Consider the following 15864-nt stretch of genomic DNA (forward strand, 5'->3'; position numbering starts at 1 on the left):
TCAGTTATGTCGTTGTTGATCGTGTACAATAGAGGGAAGGGGGAGAACAGTTTGCTTCTGGTAAAAGGAATTAAAATATTGCTTGTTGATGATGAGCCGAATATATTAGAGTTTTTGGAAATGGGATTGGAGAACGAAGGCTTTCAAGTGTTTACGGCTCAAAATGGTATGAGTGCCGTTACGATGGTCAAAGAGCATCAGCCTCATGTTGTCATCCTTGATGTAATGATGCCGGGTATGGATGGTTTCGAAGTTTGCAGAATGCTAAAGAAGCTGCACAATGTAGCAATCATTATGTTAACCGCGAAAGATGAAGTCGGGGATCGTGTCAAAGGGCTTACGTTAGGTGCCGATGATTACATGATCAAGCCGTTTAGCTTTGAAGAGCTGCTTGCACGCATTCATGCTCGAATTCGTAATCATTACCCACATTTGTTAAGTGAAGTTGCTATCGGACCGTTCCGAATTGATGATAGAAAGCTGGAGATTAGTTATAACAAGCAGGTGCTGGATTTGTCTCCAACGGAGTATGCGCTGCTGAAATATGTAGTGACGAATCATAGTCTTGTATTGAGCAAATCCATGATCTTGGATCATGTATGGGGTTATGATTTCGGTGGAGATGACAATATCGTGGAGGTGTATATTCGCTCCCTGCGTGACAAGTTGAACGATCGAGAGCATCAAATAATTCGAACTCGGCGAGGTGCCGGGTATTGGGTGGAGATTCAGTGATGAAGCAGAAACAAGATCGTATGCGTCGATTTTTTGAACCGAACTCGTTGCGTTTTCAATTACTGTCGCGGTCGCTGTTTGTGTTATCTGGACTGCTGCTGCTGATCGGTATTGTGCAGTATACTTTTATGAAGCAGTTCCTGTATCAAAATAAAGCGGAAAGTTTGCTAAGCCAAGTGCGTAATATTCCGTATCAACTATGGGAATACACGGATCAAATGCAAGGGAAAAATGAATATGTGGATGCGCTGCTCTCTCTTCGTACGCCAGATGTCCAATTTGCCCTTGTGTACACAGATGGCTATGTAAAAGATTTATTTGTTGACCCTTATAAAAAAGGAACGCCGCGTATGCCTGAAGCCATCTATACGGAAGTGCTTGAGAGTGGAATATGCGACTTCAAATATAAAATAACGGAGGACGAACATGGTGGAGAGCATTTAGTTGTGCTGCAGCCGATTAAGACGGACAACAAAGTAACGGGCATTGTACAGGTCAGTTCACCAATCGGTTCCTTGACGAATGTGCTTATTCCGCAGCTTATTACCTTTTTAGGTGCTTCTTTACTTGCACTGCTGATTGGCTTGTTCATGTACTTGTCTGTACTGCGCCGTACGTTGAATCCTTTGTCGCATATGGAGAGAACGGTAGAGCATATCAATTCGGGCAATCTAGCGCAGCGGCTGCCTGTTGATCAAGGACAATTGGAAATCGATCGTGTATCGATTGCATTCAATGGCATGCTTGAGCGGTTGGAACAATCATTTAAGTCTGAACAGGAAGCGAAGGAACAGATGCGCCGTTTCGTTGCGGATGCTTCTCATGAGCTTCGTACGCCCTTGACTTCGATTCGTGGCTTTCTGGAGGTGCTGATGCGAGGGGCGGCTTCCAATCCAGAACGGTTGGGCAAAGCCTTGAAAAGTATGCACGGAGAAGCAGAACGCTTGCATAGGCTCGTAGAGGATCTGCTGAGTCAGGCGAAGTTGGATCGCGAACCTATTATTCAATTGCAGTCAGGACCGATCGATCGTGTCATCTTCGATATGGAGCATCAGCTCTTATTGCTGGCTGGTGATCGCAAGGTGCGTTTAGATATCGAGAAAGATGTGCAAGTATGGTTTGACAGAGACATGATAAAGCAAGTAATTCTCAATTTGTTCCATAATGCGGTGCAGCATACAAACGCGAAGGAAGGCGTTATTTTATTGACGCTGCGCCATATAGAGGACCGTGTTGAAATTGATGTAAAAGACAATGGGGTTGGGATTGCGCCAGAACATGTGCCCCATGTATTCGAGCGATTTTATCGAATTGATTCATCTCGCACTCGTAAATGGGGTGGGGCGGGCTTGGGGCTGTCCATTACCAAGTCGATTGTTGATAAGCATAATGGCAGCTTGCAGGTAGAAAGTGAGCTTGGTAAAGGTACGTTATTCCGCGTGATCCTCCCTTCTGTGAACCAATCAGCAGGTGCTAAATAAATAAAATGGTTGCTCGAATCGTGGAAGAAAGTTGGAGGATGGTGTTCCATTCGTTATAATGGTAGGAAGAGCAATCATCGATGGGATGCAGAAGAGAGGAAAATGAATCGTGACATTAACATTTAAACAATTACCTATAGATACGATCTATGCAGATAAATTGGAGCAGCGTGGTATCGTAACGCCGTCTCCTGTACAGGCGGAGGCAATCCCTGCTGCTGTTGAAGGACGCGATGTACTGGCTCAATCCCAGACAGGAACAGGTAAGACGTTGGCATACTTACTGCCTGTTCTTGCGCGTATCCAGCTGGATCAAAGTGCGTTGCAGGCGGTCGTCGTCGCTCCTACGCAAGAGTTGGCGATGCAGATCGTGCGCGAGGCAGAAGCGTTAGCAGGCGCAGAAGGGCTTATCGTGGCGCCGCTTATCGGAGGCGCTGCCTTGAACCGTCAGTTGGACAAGCTGAAACAGCGTCCACAACTTGCAGTAGGTACGCCAGGGCGTATTCGCGAGCTGTTGGATATGAAGAAGCTGAAAATGCACGAAGTTCGCACGATCATCATAGACGAGGTAGATCATGTGCTGCGTCAAAGCGGGGCAGGAGATACTGAGCATATCATGAACCGTGCACTGCGTGATCGTCAGCTGTTATTCTTCTCTGCGACGCTGCCTGCTGAAGTGAAAAAGCTTGCCTCGAAATGGATGAAAGATCCCGTAAATGTCGGTATTGAACCAGACAAGCGTGTTGCGGATACCATTACGCACTCCTTTATCGTATCAGAGGAGCGCGACAGAATAGACATGCTTAGACGTCTTGTGCGCCACTACAACCCGAAGAGCTCCATTGTGTTCGTCAATGATTCAGACATGATCGGCGAGTGGGAATCGAAGTTGAGATATGCTCATTTATCAGTAGGTACTTTATATGGGAATGCTCCGAAGCAAGAACGCGTTCAGGTACTGCGCCGATTCCGTGAAGGGGAGTTCCAACTGCTGCTCGCGACGGATGTAGCTGCTAGAGGCTTGGATATCGCTGAACTCGATGTCGTATTCAGCTTGCAGCCTGCAATCAACGCGGAGCACTATGTACACCGTGCTGGGCGTACAGGTCGTATGGGCCGTAAAGGGATATCTGTAAACCTGATTACGGAACGTGAGCTTTTCATTATGCGCAAGTTCGAGCGCGAGCTTAATATTCAAATTCAAGAATGGTCGTACTATGATGGCAGAGTAAGTCTTGTAGAAGAGGGAGCGGTCAAGCGCAAGCCTCAAGCGCGCAAGCCAGTTGAAACTCGACAAGCTGGTTCCCAGCGCAAGCCGAATGATCGTCATCGCGATAAGAAGAGTAAAGGTGCGCCGAAGTGGTTGAAAGCGAAGCAGCAAGACAACGGGGATAAAGGCCGCCCTCAACAATAACAGGGGATAAAAGTGGGTCACATACTATAGATAAAAGTGGGTCGCCCACCATAATAGTTAAAAAATGCTAGCGCCTTAAGCGCTAGCATTTTTTTTATTAATGAACGTGCAATTTATAACGAACATCTTCATCTGCAAACTTGTACACATACAACAAATACTGACCCGGTTCCGCTTCATACGAAGCGTTCATGCCGCGACCTTCCAGCTCAAGTGGATACGCAACTGGGCGATCCAAGTCACCTTCTTTAAATAACATCCAGTTTACACCTTCGCCAGCTTGCTTCTCCAACTCAATGCGCAGTGCGGATGGCTTGTCCACGTTCACGCGGAAAATGTCCTGCGTATCTGTACCTTCAAGCGCCCCAAGCGTCGTCCGATTCATCGGTAACAGATTGCTAACTATATCAGGCGTATCATTAGGCTCAGATTCAACCAGTGGTTCTAACACTGTTTCACCATCCGGTGTAGATGCTGCCTTCACTTTTAATTGATAAGGCTGCTCGCCAGCACCTAGTTTATACACGTATACATAATACGTCCCCGACTTAGCGGATACAGAACCATTTAAGTGATTTCCTTCAACTTGTGTCGGGTAACCTGCATAATTGGTCATATCCGATTCATGATAAGCAATCCATGCTAAGCCATCTTGATTGGCTGCTTCCAGCTCAATGCTCCAATCTTCTTCTTTGCTTACTTCAAAACGGTAAATGTCCATGTAGTCCTCGTCGTTCACTTTACCGCTTACGATTTTCCCCGAACCATCCACAACGACTGCTTCTTCTGGCTTGTTGTTAGGCTCAGCATCTACATTTACTTGCTTATCGTCAGGTTGTTGGCCGTTGTTGCCATCCTCTTTACCCGAACCGTTATCGCTACCATTCCCATTACCATCTTGGCCACCGTCATCCGGCTGTTGACCAGTACCTTCACCTTCTGGGAGCTTGCCGTGGAACACAACATCATAAACAAATCTTCCTTCATTATCTACACGATAGTTTGTAAAATAAGCGGTTACCGTCTTGTATCCGTTCCATGGTTGTTCCGACAACGTGCGCAGGAAGCCATCTGTGAGCTCGCTCATCGCTTTCCAGTCGCCTGTTTTTCCAGTAGATATGCCGCCCGTATGCGTTCCTCTAAGCTCAAATGTATTGAAATAGGCAGACTTTTTCTCTTGCGTAACGACGTTGCTCAATTGAGCCACACGTGTAATCTCATCGTAAATGGAAGAGGCAGTCTTCGGCGCAAGCGGACTCATATAGTCGTCAGATACAAGCGGCACCGTCATGTTGTCATACTGTGCAACATGTTCCGCGATGGAACGTTGATATGCTTCATTCGTATGAGCATTGCTGCTAATGTAAGTAAGCTGCTCATTATAGGCTTCTGCGCTTCCGCTTCGAATTGCCGTATGAATGCGGTCGAGCTGCATCATATCGTTGTTATACAAGTAATCGTATAGAGCAAACGAATAGTTGTAGAAGTTCCACGTCCCATACTTCGCATTTACAGTGTCCGATACGGTAAAGTGTGTCCCTCTATCATTTTTAATGTTGCTTACGACTGATTTACGCGGTTTAATGCCCTCAAGACGTGTAGCTCCTGCAAAGAATTCAGCCCCGCCTTCCTCAAACCAAGGCATACGTCCTCCATCATAAAGCTGACCTTGTCCCCAACCGCCTGGTACACCGTAGCGTCCTTGCAAATAGTGCGTAACTTCATGTCTAAACAATTCTTCTAGGCTGTAAATACTTTGTTCAGCTGTGCGGTCATACGTAAAGAACGTCCCGTCGCCTTCAATGTAAATACCACCGTTGTTTGTCTCGTACCCATATAAATATTTGTTCATCCGATATTCATCTGGATTGTTGTAAATGACAACAGTAAGCACATCGTCCACATTGCCTGGCTCCAACGCTTTATCATTACCTGTCACGCGGAAAAATTGAGCTTCTACTTCCTTCGCTGCCCAGTACAAACGTTGGATCTGATCATCGCTCAGATTGCCCCCCGTCTTAAACACAACTTTGCCCTCATCAAAAACAGTCTTTTTCGGTAAATATTTATCTTTTCCCGCTTGCTTCAGCGCGTCGATATTTACTTGTTTGCCGTTAGCATCCACTTGTGCATAATGTTGTTCAATCTGAGCTGCCGCTTCAAAATATAGTTCACTAAGTGCGGACTCTTTCTTCATGACATCTGTAAGGATACGATTCGCCTGCGTCGGATCGCTATAATATCGACCGAGCGCCCCGGTGAAGTAAATCGCATTGTTCGTTAGCCATACATGGTCTTCTGAACGCGGACCGTATTGAGACAAACGGAAAAATTGCTCCAGGTAGCCGTCTATTGCCCCTTTGAACGAAGCTTCGTGACTTTTATCATCCATACGCCACATCAAATTGTAGCCCACACCATCAATAAGACTAAAGTAAGAATTTGCTGCAATATTGTCGTTCGCCAAAACATCTACACGGTCGACAAACTGTTTCACAACTTCCGTCAAACGGTTAATCGTATCCACATCAACGGTGGAATTAGAAATCATTTTACCTGTCGAGCCAATGACTTTGTTTTGAACTTCCGTTCCCCACGTAAACGCTGGATTTTGAGTAATAGCCGTAATAGCAGGCATCACTTTTTCACGATATGCTGCTGTATTAAGTTTAGACAACCCTTCATTATAGAAAGCTAAATAATAGCCTGAACGGAGTACCTCTACTAAAGTGTTAATACCTTTTTCATCTTCAGTTGTAAAAGAGGTCCCACTTGCTGCAAGCTGATCGACGATTGCCTGGAAGCGCGCTTCATCCTCATAGAAACGCTGTACATCGTCATTATATTTAAATAGCTCAGGCATTTGCGTCCATTCGATGCTCATTAGTAGATCCGTTAACTGATCGTATGGCATCGCGTTTAATTGCGCCATACTATAGGTCGACTGCTTGTTGCGCTGAATGGATCTGCTCTTTTGCTGAGAAGGAGGCTGCTGCTGATCTACGCTGCCAATCGGGTCTGCAAGTACCTCTGCTCGCACATCATTTTCTGATAACGCTTTCATAAGATCATGACTTGCCACCCTTGGTGATATACCAACGTCTACTTTGTTGCCTGCCGAGAGATTGCCTGTCTTACTGCTGCTTGTCGCACTTTCTGCGGCTACTGCCACCGGACCACTTATCGCAACAACCGCTGCAATAAACATTGCCGTACATGTTGACCAACTTTTTGTTCTCATGATGCCAATTTCCCCTTTGTGAGTATTAGGTTAATATTCATTTGATTATATGAACATTAATTAATATATCGGAATCATAAGGGCTGGATGACATGCAACTATATGACTGTTTTGACGTATATGAGCAGGTCTTTAGTATGGTAAACATGCTGGAGTCCTGAAATTTGGGCAGCGAAACGGCCTCCCAAGTCCCATTGTTCCGCTCCATTCCGTGTCGAAGCTTGTTATTTAGCTAATGAAGGTTAGAAGACTGAGACTACTCACATTTCAATAGATGGTTGAGCATGGTGTACACGGTAGTTATATGCAGTTAGTGTTGAAATATGGAAAAATATCTATATACTCATAGAAAGATGCTGAACCATGTAAATAATTAGCTGGCTTTTATATTTATCCGACAGCAAGTGTAAACCCTCAAAACTCAATCTACTATTTTTTAGATGTATGAAAAGAGAGGAGAATCCATTTGTTTTTGTATGCTCGTCATTGGAAAATCGTTGTTGTATTTTGTTTAGCTATAACATTATTGGCTGGATGCACAGGTGAGGACAAGAGTGAGCTGCCTCCTTTGCCTAAGGATGGTTCTGGGACAATTCGAATCTTATTCGGTAATGAAGAACAATTTATGAGTGAGTACGGAAATGCCTTTCATGTTAAATATCCTGAGATTGAATTTGAAATTTTACCGACAAGAGAACTCTTTAAATCATTAGGTAAGGATGGAGATTACTATCAAAATTTTATTGAATTTATTAAAAATAAACAGCTCGATGTTGTGATGTTAGCCCAATCCGATTATGAACATTTAGCTAGCGTTGGTATCCTGTATCCCATCGAGTCGCTTATTAAAGATGAAAAGTATCCCATTGACGATTTTCACCCTGGCGTGATCGATCTGCTGCGTGAAAAGGGCGGAAATACGCTGTATGGAGTAGCTGCTCAATTTCAATCTTCTGCCTTGTTCTATAATGCAGAATTGTTCAAGGAATATGGGGTAGATCCTCCACGTCACAAAATGTCTGTACAGGAAATGTTGGAGCTTGCAGAGCAATTCCCTAGTAAATCCAATAGTGATAAAGATCGTACATATGGTTTTCACAGTGAATATATGTCTCCTTCACAAATGCTGCTTCTGCTAGCAGAGATGTCGAATTTACAAATTGTTGATCCCACGGCAGACAAAATCGTTATGGATAGCGAAGCGTGGAAATCTATTTTTGTCAGCTATGCAGAGCTAGTAAAGGAGAAAAAGACGAATCTAATAAAATCGAATGATGATATGAGACCTGGCCAGGGTTTTGCACAAGGAAATGTAGCAATGACCATCGGGAATTCATATATGATCGCTCAAATTGAGAATGCTCATCGTTATAGCCAAGATGGAGAAAAGAAGAAAGGGTTTGAGTGGGGGATGGTAACGGTGCCAGTTGATCCAGCTAATCCGGATGAATCTCCTATGGTCCAGTTGGGCAGTATTTTTGCCATTCCGAAAGATTCCCTTAACAAGAATGCTGCTTGGGAGTTTGTGAAGTTCAGTGCTGGTCCTGAGATGGCTAGGATAAATGGGCGCGCCTCTAGTAAATTGACTACGCGAACGAAATACCAACAGGAGATAGCGGGAAAAAGTCCTGAGGCATTCACTTTATTGAAGCCAGGCTCAAACGCTCGTGCTCTATATAAGACGCTTAGTAAAAATAAAGTATCCGATGAGTTTTTCTCAGCGTTTCATAATAAACTAGATGAATCTATTATGGCTGTTGCTGATGGGAAAAAATCGCCTGAGCAAGCCTATGAACAATTATTGCCGGAGCTTCAGAAACAGCTAGATATAGATAAGAACAAGAGAGAAGACAAAAAAGCGGAAAAATAAAAGTAGTAGCTATTAAGGCGCGTTCAACAGCTCTTCTATTAGAGTGGGAGGACGTGCTATTTTTGTGCGTCGAAGAGGTGAATAAAATTAAGAATATACAAATTTATGACCAAACAATCGATCTGTATGTAATTTATTGAGAATATTAAGGGTTGATAAAACCGAAAGATGGATCTCCCATTTCTAATAACAACGAATGCTGTCACAAAGTGCAGCATTCGTTTTGTTTATAGAGATAAGACGATTAGGAAATAGCATGAAAACTACGTCTGTTGATGAACAGTTATATACGAAAATACATCAGAAGAAGATTGCCCGTCCTTCAGCATCACTCTATCGGAACTCGTCCGATCTCGGGTGATCTTTCTAACGGTCCGTTAGCACAAAAATGGCTGTTGTATGGAGTATTGTTGTCACGTTGCTGGCAGCTTGTACGGGACGCAGTAAGAGTGAACTTCCTCCTATGCCTGAGAGTGGAGAAGGAGTAATTAAAGTTCTATATTGGAACGAAGAGCAGTTTATGAAAGACTATGGATCCTCGTTCAATGTGAAGTATCCCGATATTGAGTTTGAAATTGTTTCTACGGCATTCACACGGGATATCGAAGTATCGCAGATTATTTGCTCCATCTTGGAGATGCGTCAAATCTGCAAATAATTGATCAAAAAGCAGAAAAAGTGGTTATGGATAGCGATGCGTGGAAAACGTTATTCATTGACTATGCTGAGCTTGTAAAGAGTGGGAAAATCAATATAAATGACCAGAGTTCTAGCAGAGGTTATGATCCGGGCTTTGCTGGTGGCAAGTCGGCTCTAGGAATTGGACAGCAATGGACGCTCTACTAGAAAGCTAACAACTCGAACGATATATCAGAAAGAAGTAAACGGAAAAAGTATGGAAGTTTTCACGGTATTACGGCCTGCTAAAAATAGCTATTCTGTATACGAAACATTAAGTAAAAATGATGTATCGATGGATTTCCATTCTATACTTACGATGAAATTAAATATAGCGTTAATGGCAGTGAAAGATGGTAAGAAATCAGCGGAACAGGCTTATACGGATCTGCTGCCAGAGCTGCAGAAGGCCTTGGAAGAGGCGAAGCAAAAAGGCGCCAAGGAGAAAGCAGAGAAAAAATAGCCTCATAAAGGATCATGTTAGCAAAGCCCCCGCAGCTTATCAATAAGCATGCAAAGGGGCTTTTTCATTTTTGTAAGGGTTAGTTGTAATGTGAAAATTATGGATATATAATTTAACTTGAGCATGTTGCTAGGTACATATATGTTTTCAAAGCAATCCGGATGCTTTGTTTAACGATCTTCCTCCAAGTCTAGCATTCTATCTGCGACCCATCTGAATAATCCACCTTAGATACACATTTCAATATCATCCTTTATCAAATATATTTTTCTTTTGATAGTACGGCTGTGTCATTCGTAACATCAAGACCCTCACCTTCATCGACTCAAAAGACGCAGTATAACTATAGTATTTGCCTTAATAGAGAGGGGAATGAATATGTCGAGTTGGACTCGTCAAGTAAAGCTAGTAGTTGTGTTAAGTCTTGTCGTTTCGTTGTTAGCCGCGTGTACTGGGGGAAGTAAGAGCGAACTTCCTGACCTTCCTGAAAATGGAGCGGGGAAAATTACGGTTATGCACTGGAGTGCAGATTCATTCATGAGTGAGCTGGGAAATACGTTTAATGTGAAATATCCCGAGATTGAATTTCAAGTCGTCGAGTCTGATGAGTTTTATCAATCTTTCAAACCACAAGAGGGAGATGCCGACAAGAAGCTTGCTGAATTTATTAAAAATAAAAAAATAGACGTCGTTTTGACACATCAAATGGAATACGAGCAGTTGGCCAAAGCAGGGGTTCTGTACAAGCTGGATACGATTATTCAAGATGAGAAGTATCCAATGGATGATTTTTATCCTGGTATTGTTGATTTGCTTCGTGAAAAAGGAGGCAATGCGATATATGGGCTGCCTAGCGGGATAAATTCTATGGCTCTATTTTATAACGTGGACTTATTTAAGAAGCAAGGTGTAGAGGTTCCTACACATAAAATGTCGCCTCAACGAGTACTCGACCTTGCGCAGCGATTCCCAGGTGGGTCCGATGAAAAGGAACGTATTTATGGAATCCATACGGAGTATCGGTCTGTAGGTGACCATATGTTATCGCTTGGTGAAATGTCCAACCTTCAAGTCATTGACCAGAAAGCTGAGAAAGTCGTTATGGACAGTGCAGCTTGGAAAGAGTTGTTTGTTAGTTATGCTGAATTAATGAAAGACAATAAAATAAATATGATAGACATGAATAATCAAGGTGGATCTTATGGAACTGGTTTTTCTGCTGGAAAGGCAGCTATGGTTCTCGGTCATACATGGATGTTCGAAGAAATGAAGTATGCATCCCGTCGTGAAGGTCCAGACGGCAAGCCAAGTAAACCATTTGAGTGGAATATGGTTACGGTTCCTGTTGATCCAGCTAACCCTGATGAATCTTCGAGTGTGGGCTTAGGTGAGATATTTGCGATTACGAATCATGCGACAGATAAGCGGGCGGCATGGGAATTTATTGAATTTACGACAGGTCCGGAAATGGCTAAAATAAATGGTCGATCTACTCGGAAATTAACGGCGCGGAAAAACTACCAGAAAGAAAAAGAAGGCAAGAGCATGGAGGCCTTCACAATGCTGCGTCCTGCGAAAAATAATTATTCCCTTTACAGTACGTTAGAAAAAAATGATGTATCTTATGAATTCAGCCAGACTTTAACTATGAAGTTGGATGAGGCACTTAAAAGTGTGGCAGACGGCAAGAAATCAGCCGATCAAGCTTATACGGAACTGATCTCTGAACTGCAAAAGACCCTCGTAGAGGCGAAGCAAAAAGGAGCCAAAGAGAAGGAGAAGACAAAAAAATAGCGAACGTTCGAGAAGCACGCCCAGCAGCTTACCAAATAGCATGCAGGGCGTGCTTTGTTTATTCGCTTATAGGTGGAGGATTCGATATAATGGCATAGAGAGGTGAATGGAAGATGAATCCTTTATTAGAGGTCAATCAGTTAACAGGTGGATACAGCATTGGCAGGCCAGTTGTGCATCAGGTATCGTTTGCTGTGAAGCCTGGTGAAATGGTCGGCTTGATCGGCCTGAATGGTGCAGGCAAAAGCACGACGATGAAGCATATATTAGGCTTGCTTGATCCACAGCAGGGACAAGTGCTAGTCAATGGAAAGCAGCTTAGCAGCGGGGCTGAGGCGTATCGGGCAGCGATTGCTTATGTACCGGAATCGCCACTCATGTATGACGCGTTAACCGTATATGAGCATTTAGTCTGGTCTGCTACCGCTTATGGCGTAACCGAACAACAATTTGAAGAGCGAGTTGATGAGCTTGCGAAGCTGTTTCAGATGGAAGCTCATTTACATAAGGCCGCGCAGCATTTATCTAAGGGGATGAAGCAGAAGACGATGCTAATGTGTGCGTTTATCGCACGTCCTCCACTCTACGTTATTGATGAGCCGTTTCTAGGGCTGGATCCGCTTGGTATTCGCTCACTGCTTCAATATATGAAACGGATGAAGGAAGAAGGAGCTTCTTTGCTTGTCAGCTCGCATATTCTTTCTACAATCGAGCAATATTGTGATCGTTTCGTCCTGCTTCATCATGGCAAGGTGCTTATTGATGGTACATCACAGCAATTGAAATCAGGTCTTGAAACTCGTGGGGTAGCCATGTCAGAGCAAGCTCGTTTAGAAGATGCGTTCTATGCTTGGGTCGGGGAAGACAGCGTATCGTCGGAGGTTCCTGATGAGAGATAGCGTTGAGCGTTCAGCGAATCATTCTCGAAACTCATACGAACAAGCTGAAGTGCGCAAGTGGATATATCCAGAAAAGCTATGGGCGGATCGAGTAGCGTCGTATTGGCTGTCGATCATTCCTTACTTAGGATATGTGGTACGAAGTGGATTTGGGTTTTTGATCGCCTTTTTATTTGTTGTAGGAACAGCCCTATATGCATCATATTTGGAGCGTGTACCAGCAGATTTTCCTGTTCGCTTGTTGGCGTTAGTTATTTTAGCGCCTACGATAGCTAATATGACGTATCGAACATTTATCGTGGAAGCAGACCGTGTGTTTTTCCTGCGGATTGCCCATAAAATGCAGCCGTATTTAAGACGAAGTGTTCGCTATAGTCTTATCCCTCGTCTGCTGCTTACGGCAACTGCATGGACAGTCATTTGGCCTTTATACCAGCGGGTGGAGGTATCGCCTAAGCCTTATTTGTTAATGCTTATCGTTTTGTTAATATTGAAGCTGGTCGTAGCTTACGGAGTGTGGGTCGAGCGGCATGTGACTGATAAAAATTCTCTGTTTTGGCTTGATTGGTCACGCAAAATCGTATGCATACTATTTATCTGGGCTTGGTTGTGGTTTCCGATACCTGCTGCAGGTGTGATATCAGGTGTGATTGGCATTGTTTATTTGCTGGCACTCCGTCGTATGCCTGTATTATCATTTGCCTGGGACGCACATATGGAGGCTGAACGTGTCCATCAACAGCGAATTATGCAATTTTTAAGCAGCTTTGTAGACTTGCCTGCTATGGATGAGCGAAGATACGCTCGACCTTGGTTGAATCTGCTCGGCAATCGCTATGCATTCCGTCCATCGTATGCGTATCACTACATGTTGGCAAAGACCATTGTACGCAGCGAATGGTTGGGCATATGGATGCGTTTAACGGTGATTGGAACACTGCTTATCACATTTGCAAAAGATACCCCTTGGAACGGAGTACTGCTGCTGCTATTTCTTATAGCCATCAGTGCGCAAAATCGGACACTGTTTCAACTCCATAAGCATGACGTGTGGTATCAATTATATCCGTTATCTCCTAGTGCAAAGAAGGATGCTGCACTAACTTATAGTACAGCTTTTCATTTTATATCTGCACTAATCCTACTTGTGCCAGTTATACTGGGATCGACTTCGATCATGTATCGATTGGCAGCAGTTGGGATCGCTATTTTGATTGTAGGATGTACTCGTTGGTCTCGCGGACGTTCTAAGCAGTTGGATGAAGAGGATGAGGATTAATTGAAATAAGCCGGAAGTACAAGCTTCTTTACCGATAATCGGTAGAACGCTTGTGCTCCGGCTTTTATCATGATGTAAAGTTTATTTCAGAACACATTTGAGTAATGATTATCTAGAAATATCAGTAAAAAACATTTAGGATTCATTAGGCATTCCGCTTAAATGTTCATGGATCAATTTCCACTGGTTATGATCGTCTCGAACAAATACATTGGTTGCTCGTCCGCTTCCAGATGCAAATTGGCCATGGATATAACCCTCCCAATGATAAGTATACAAGCAGGTAGCTTGGACCTCACTCACGGCAATCCATTGCACATCAGAGGCAGCGTATACTTCATCTCGTACGAAATCCCACGCTTGATCGAAATAGCGCTGTATCTCATCATGAGTCTTGCAAGATTCATTAGAGAACCAGTAGAGCGCATCAGGATGCAGCAGGGCACGAACTTGATTGAAATCATGGGTGTTCGTGGCTTCTATATAGCTGGTTAGTGCAAGTTCATAGCTGCTCATATCGTCGTTACTTGCTCACCTTCGATGATGTTAGATCAAGCACCCCTTGATAGATGGTATCAAACAGCTCAGGCAAGTGAACTTCTTCGATACATGAGAACGCGACGCGAAGATCCGTCTCACCTAGAGCAATCGTGCCGATACCGTACTGCTCCAGCAAGTGGACACGTAGCTCTTCCGCGGACACCTTGCTTAGACGCAAACACATAAAGTAGCCGGAATTGAAAGGATAATAGGTCCAAGCACCCTCATATTTGCCGCTGTCGAGCAAGGATTTGACGACATTCGCACGAGCTTTCAGAATGTTGAACTTTTCTTGCTTCTGTTCCGCATAGGCAGGTGACTGAAGTGCCTTAAGCACGAAAGTTTGAGAAGGGTGAGGGCCACTCGAAATGGTCGAACGAATAATACCCATCGTCTTCTGCTCCAAGGCAGCAAGCAGCTTCTCAGAAGTGGATGCATAGGTGATGAACCCGACACGGAAGCCCCATACATATTCTTCTTTAGTTGCGCCGTCTACCTTCACTGCAAGTACATTTGGATGCAGAGAGGCCAACGCCCCGAATAGAGATTCTTGCACGGAATCTTCAAAGAACAAGCCGTAGTAAGCATCGTCGGAGACGACGACAAGCTTCATTCCGTTCTCAGCTGCTTCGCGAATAACGGACACGATAGCTTGTGCTTCTTCTGCTCCCGGTGTATATCCTGTCGGATTGTTCGGAAAGTTAAGCAAAATGATTGCTTTTCCTTTGCTAGTATGCGTTTGAAGCACCTGGCGAAGACCTTCGCTATTGAATTGCATATTGTCATTATATAAAGGATAGTAAGCTATTTGTGCACCGCGACGAATATTGAAAGTCAGCTCATAGTTTTCCCAGTTCTTATCAGGCATAACGACGATGTCGTCTTCATCTGCAAATAAATCTGCAACGATGCTTAAACCATGTGTCAAAGCGTTCGTCACGATAGGATTGCTAATAAGCTTCCCTTCTAGGGAAGGTGTTTCTTTCAAAATCTTTTCTTTCCAAATGCTGCGAAGCTCAGGCTTTCCAGCAGGAGGAGCATACGGATAGATGTCTTTTGGTTCGAATGCGGACAGTTGATCTTGGATGACTTTTAGATGCATGGGTCCTTTGCCTTCTGTAGCAATACCGATTGTAGCATTGAATTTGTTGGCTTTAGCCGATGCCTCAGCAGACTGGCTCAAAATCCCTTCTTTAGGGAAATAAATAAGCTGTCCGAGGCGGGACAACATGCTGTACACGTGTTCATTTTCTTGACGAATGGATTCATTCAATTGTTGAGCTAGTGGGTTCATCATCTTCATCCTTCCAGCGTCCATAATAATCGGTTACACAATGCCTTTATTATAGCACTAGCATGAGAGATCGTCATCGTCGTATTGGAAAAGGGTGGGTGTGAAATGGATAGTACTTCAAAAAAGAAAAAATTGGACAGTTGATAAGGTGAAAACATGTAATTATATATCGAAAT

General features: G+C 43.8%; 13 protein-coding genes. 10 read left to right on the forward strand and 3 right to left on the reverse strand.

Translation table 11 applies throughout. The annotated features are described in order from the left end of the window. Positions 1–51 precede the first annotated feature (51 nt). From NQ117_RS20710 to NQ117_RS20720, 3 genes are all read left to right on the forward strand, one after another. On the forward strand, positions 52–735 hold the full coding sequence (locus NQ117_RS20710; RefSeq protein ID WP_258279917.1) for a response regulator transcription factor: 684 nt from the start codon (positions 52–54) through the stop codon (positions 733–735). Then, positions 735–2216, forward strand: coding sequence for a sensor histidine kinase (locus tag NQ117_RS20715; protein WP_258279918.1), 1482 nt, complete (start codon positions 735–737; stop codon positions 2214–2216). The genes NQ117_RS20710 and NQ117_RS20715 overlap by 1 nt, the downstream gene beginning before the upstream one ends. Positions 2217–2322: 106 nt before the next feature. Further along, a complete protein-coding gene (locus NQ117_RS20720) occupies positions 2323–3630 on the forward strand; it encodes a DEAD/DEAH box helicase (RefSeq protein ID WP_375163107.1) in 1308 nt (435 codons plus the stop codon). Between the two features lie 97 nt (positions 3631–3727). On the opposite strand, the gene NQ117_RS20725 is transcribed toward NQ117_RS20720, so the two are convergent. Continuing rightward, positions 3728–6871 (reverse strand): collagenase, encoded by a 3144-nt coding sequence (locus tag NQ117_RS20725; RefSeq protein WP_258279920.1) that lies wholly within the window; start codon positions 6869–6871, stop codon positions 3728–3730. Between the two features lie 466 nt (positions 6872–7337). Here NQ117_RS20725 and NQ117_RS20730 point away from each other — a divergent pair, with 466 nt between their 5' ends. The 7 genes from NQ117_RS20730 to NQ117_RS20760 all read left to right on the forward strand — a co-directional run bounded on the left by NQ117_RS20730 (position 7338) and on the right by NQ117_RS20760 (position 13854). Then, positions 7338–8741 carry an ABC transporter substrate-binding protein gene (locus NQ117_RS20730; protein ID WP_258279921.1) on the forward strand — a complete coding sequence of 468 codons (1404 nt, stop codon included), beginning with the start codon at positions 7338–7340 and terminating at the stop codon, positions 8739–8741. Between the two features lie 418 nt (positions 8742–9159). Continuing rightward, a complete protein-coding gene (locus NQ117_RS20735) occupies positions 9160–9399 on the forward strand; it encodes a hypothetical protein (protein ID WP_258279922.1) in 240 nt (79 codons plus the stop codon). Positions 9400–9425: 26 nt separating this feature from the next. After that, complete coding sequence (locus NQ117_RS20740; RefSeq protein WP_258279923.1) at positions 9426–9587, forward strand: hypothetical protein; 162 nt, start codon at positions 9426–9428, stop codon at positions 9585–9587. 49 nt (positions 9588–9636) lie between these two features. Continuing rightward, entirely contained in the window at positions 9637–9882 is a 246-nt protein-coding gene (locus NQ117_RS20745; protein ID WP_258279924.1) for a hypothetical protein, read from the forward strand. A 378-nt stretch (positions 9883–10260) separates the two neighbouring features. Then, a complete protein-coding gene (locus NQ117_RS20750) occupies positions 10261–11676 on the forward strand; it encodes an ABC transporter substrate-binding protein (RefSeq protein WP_258279925.1) in 1416 nt (471 codons plus the stop codon). Positions 11677–11789: 113 nt separating this feature from the next. After that, positions 11790–12575 carry an ABC transporter ATP-binding protein gene (locus tag NQ117_RS20755; RefSeq protein WP_258279926.1) on the forward strand — a complete coding sequence of 262 codons (786 nt, stop codon included), beginning with the start codon at positions 11790–11792 and terminating at the stop codon, positions 12573–12575. Continuing rightward, on the forward strand, positions 12565–13854 hold the full coding sequence (locus tag NQ117_RS20760) for an ABC transporter permease (protein WP_258279927.1): 1290 nt from the start codon (positions 12565–12567) through the stop codon (positions 13852–13854). Before NQ117_RS20755 ends, NQ117_RS20760 begins: the two co-directional genes overlap by 11 nt. Positions 13855–13989: 135 nt before the next feature. On the opposite strand, the gene NQ117_RS20765 is transcribed toward NQ117_RS20760, so the two are convergent. Both NQ117_RS20765 and NQ117_RS20770 read right to left on the reverse strand, forming a co-directional pair. Then, on the reverse strand, positions 13990–14370 hold the full coding sequence (locus tag NQ117_RS20765; protein ID WP_258279928.1) for a YybH family protein: 381 nt from the start codon (positions 14368–14370) through the stop codon (positions 13990–13992). Between the two features lie 7 nt (positions 14371–14377). Continuing rightward, on the reverse strand, positions 14378–15688 hold the full coding sequence (locus NQ117_RS20770; RefSeq protein WP_258280039.1) for an aminotransferase class I/II-fold pyridoxal phosphate-dependent enzyme: 1311 nt from the start codon (positions 15686–15688) through the stop codon (positions 14378–14380). Positions 15689–15864: the final 176 nt, after the last annotated feature.

Source organism: Paenibacillus sp. SC116, assembly GCF_024733555.1.
Lineage (GTDB): Bacteria > Bacillota > Bacilli > Paenibacillales > Paenibacillaceae > Paenibacillus_B.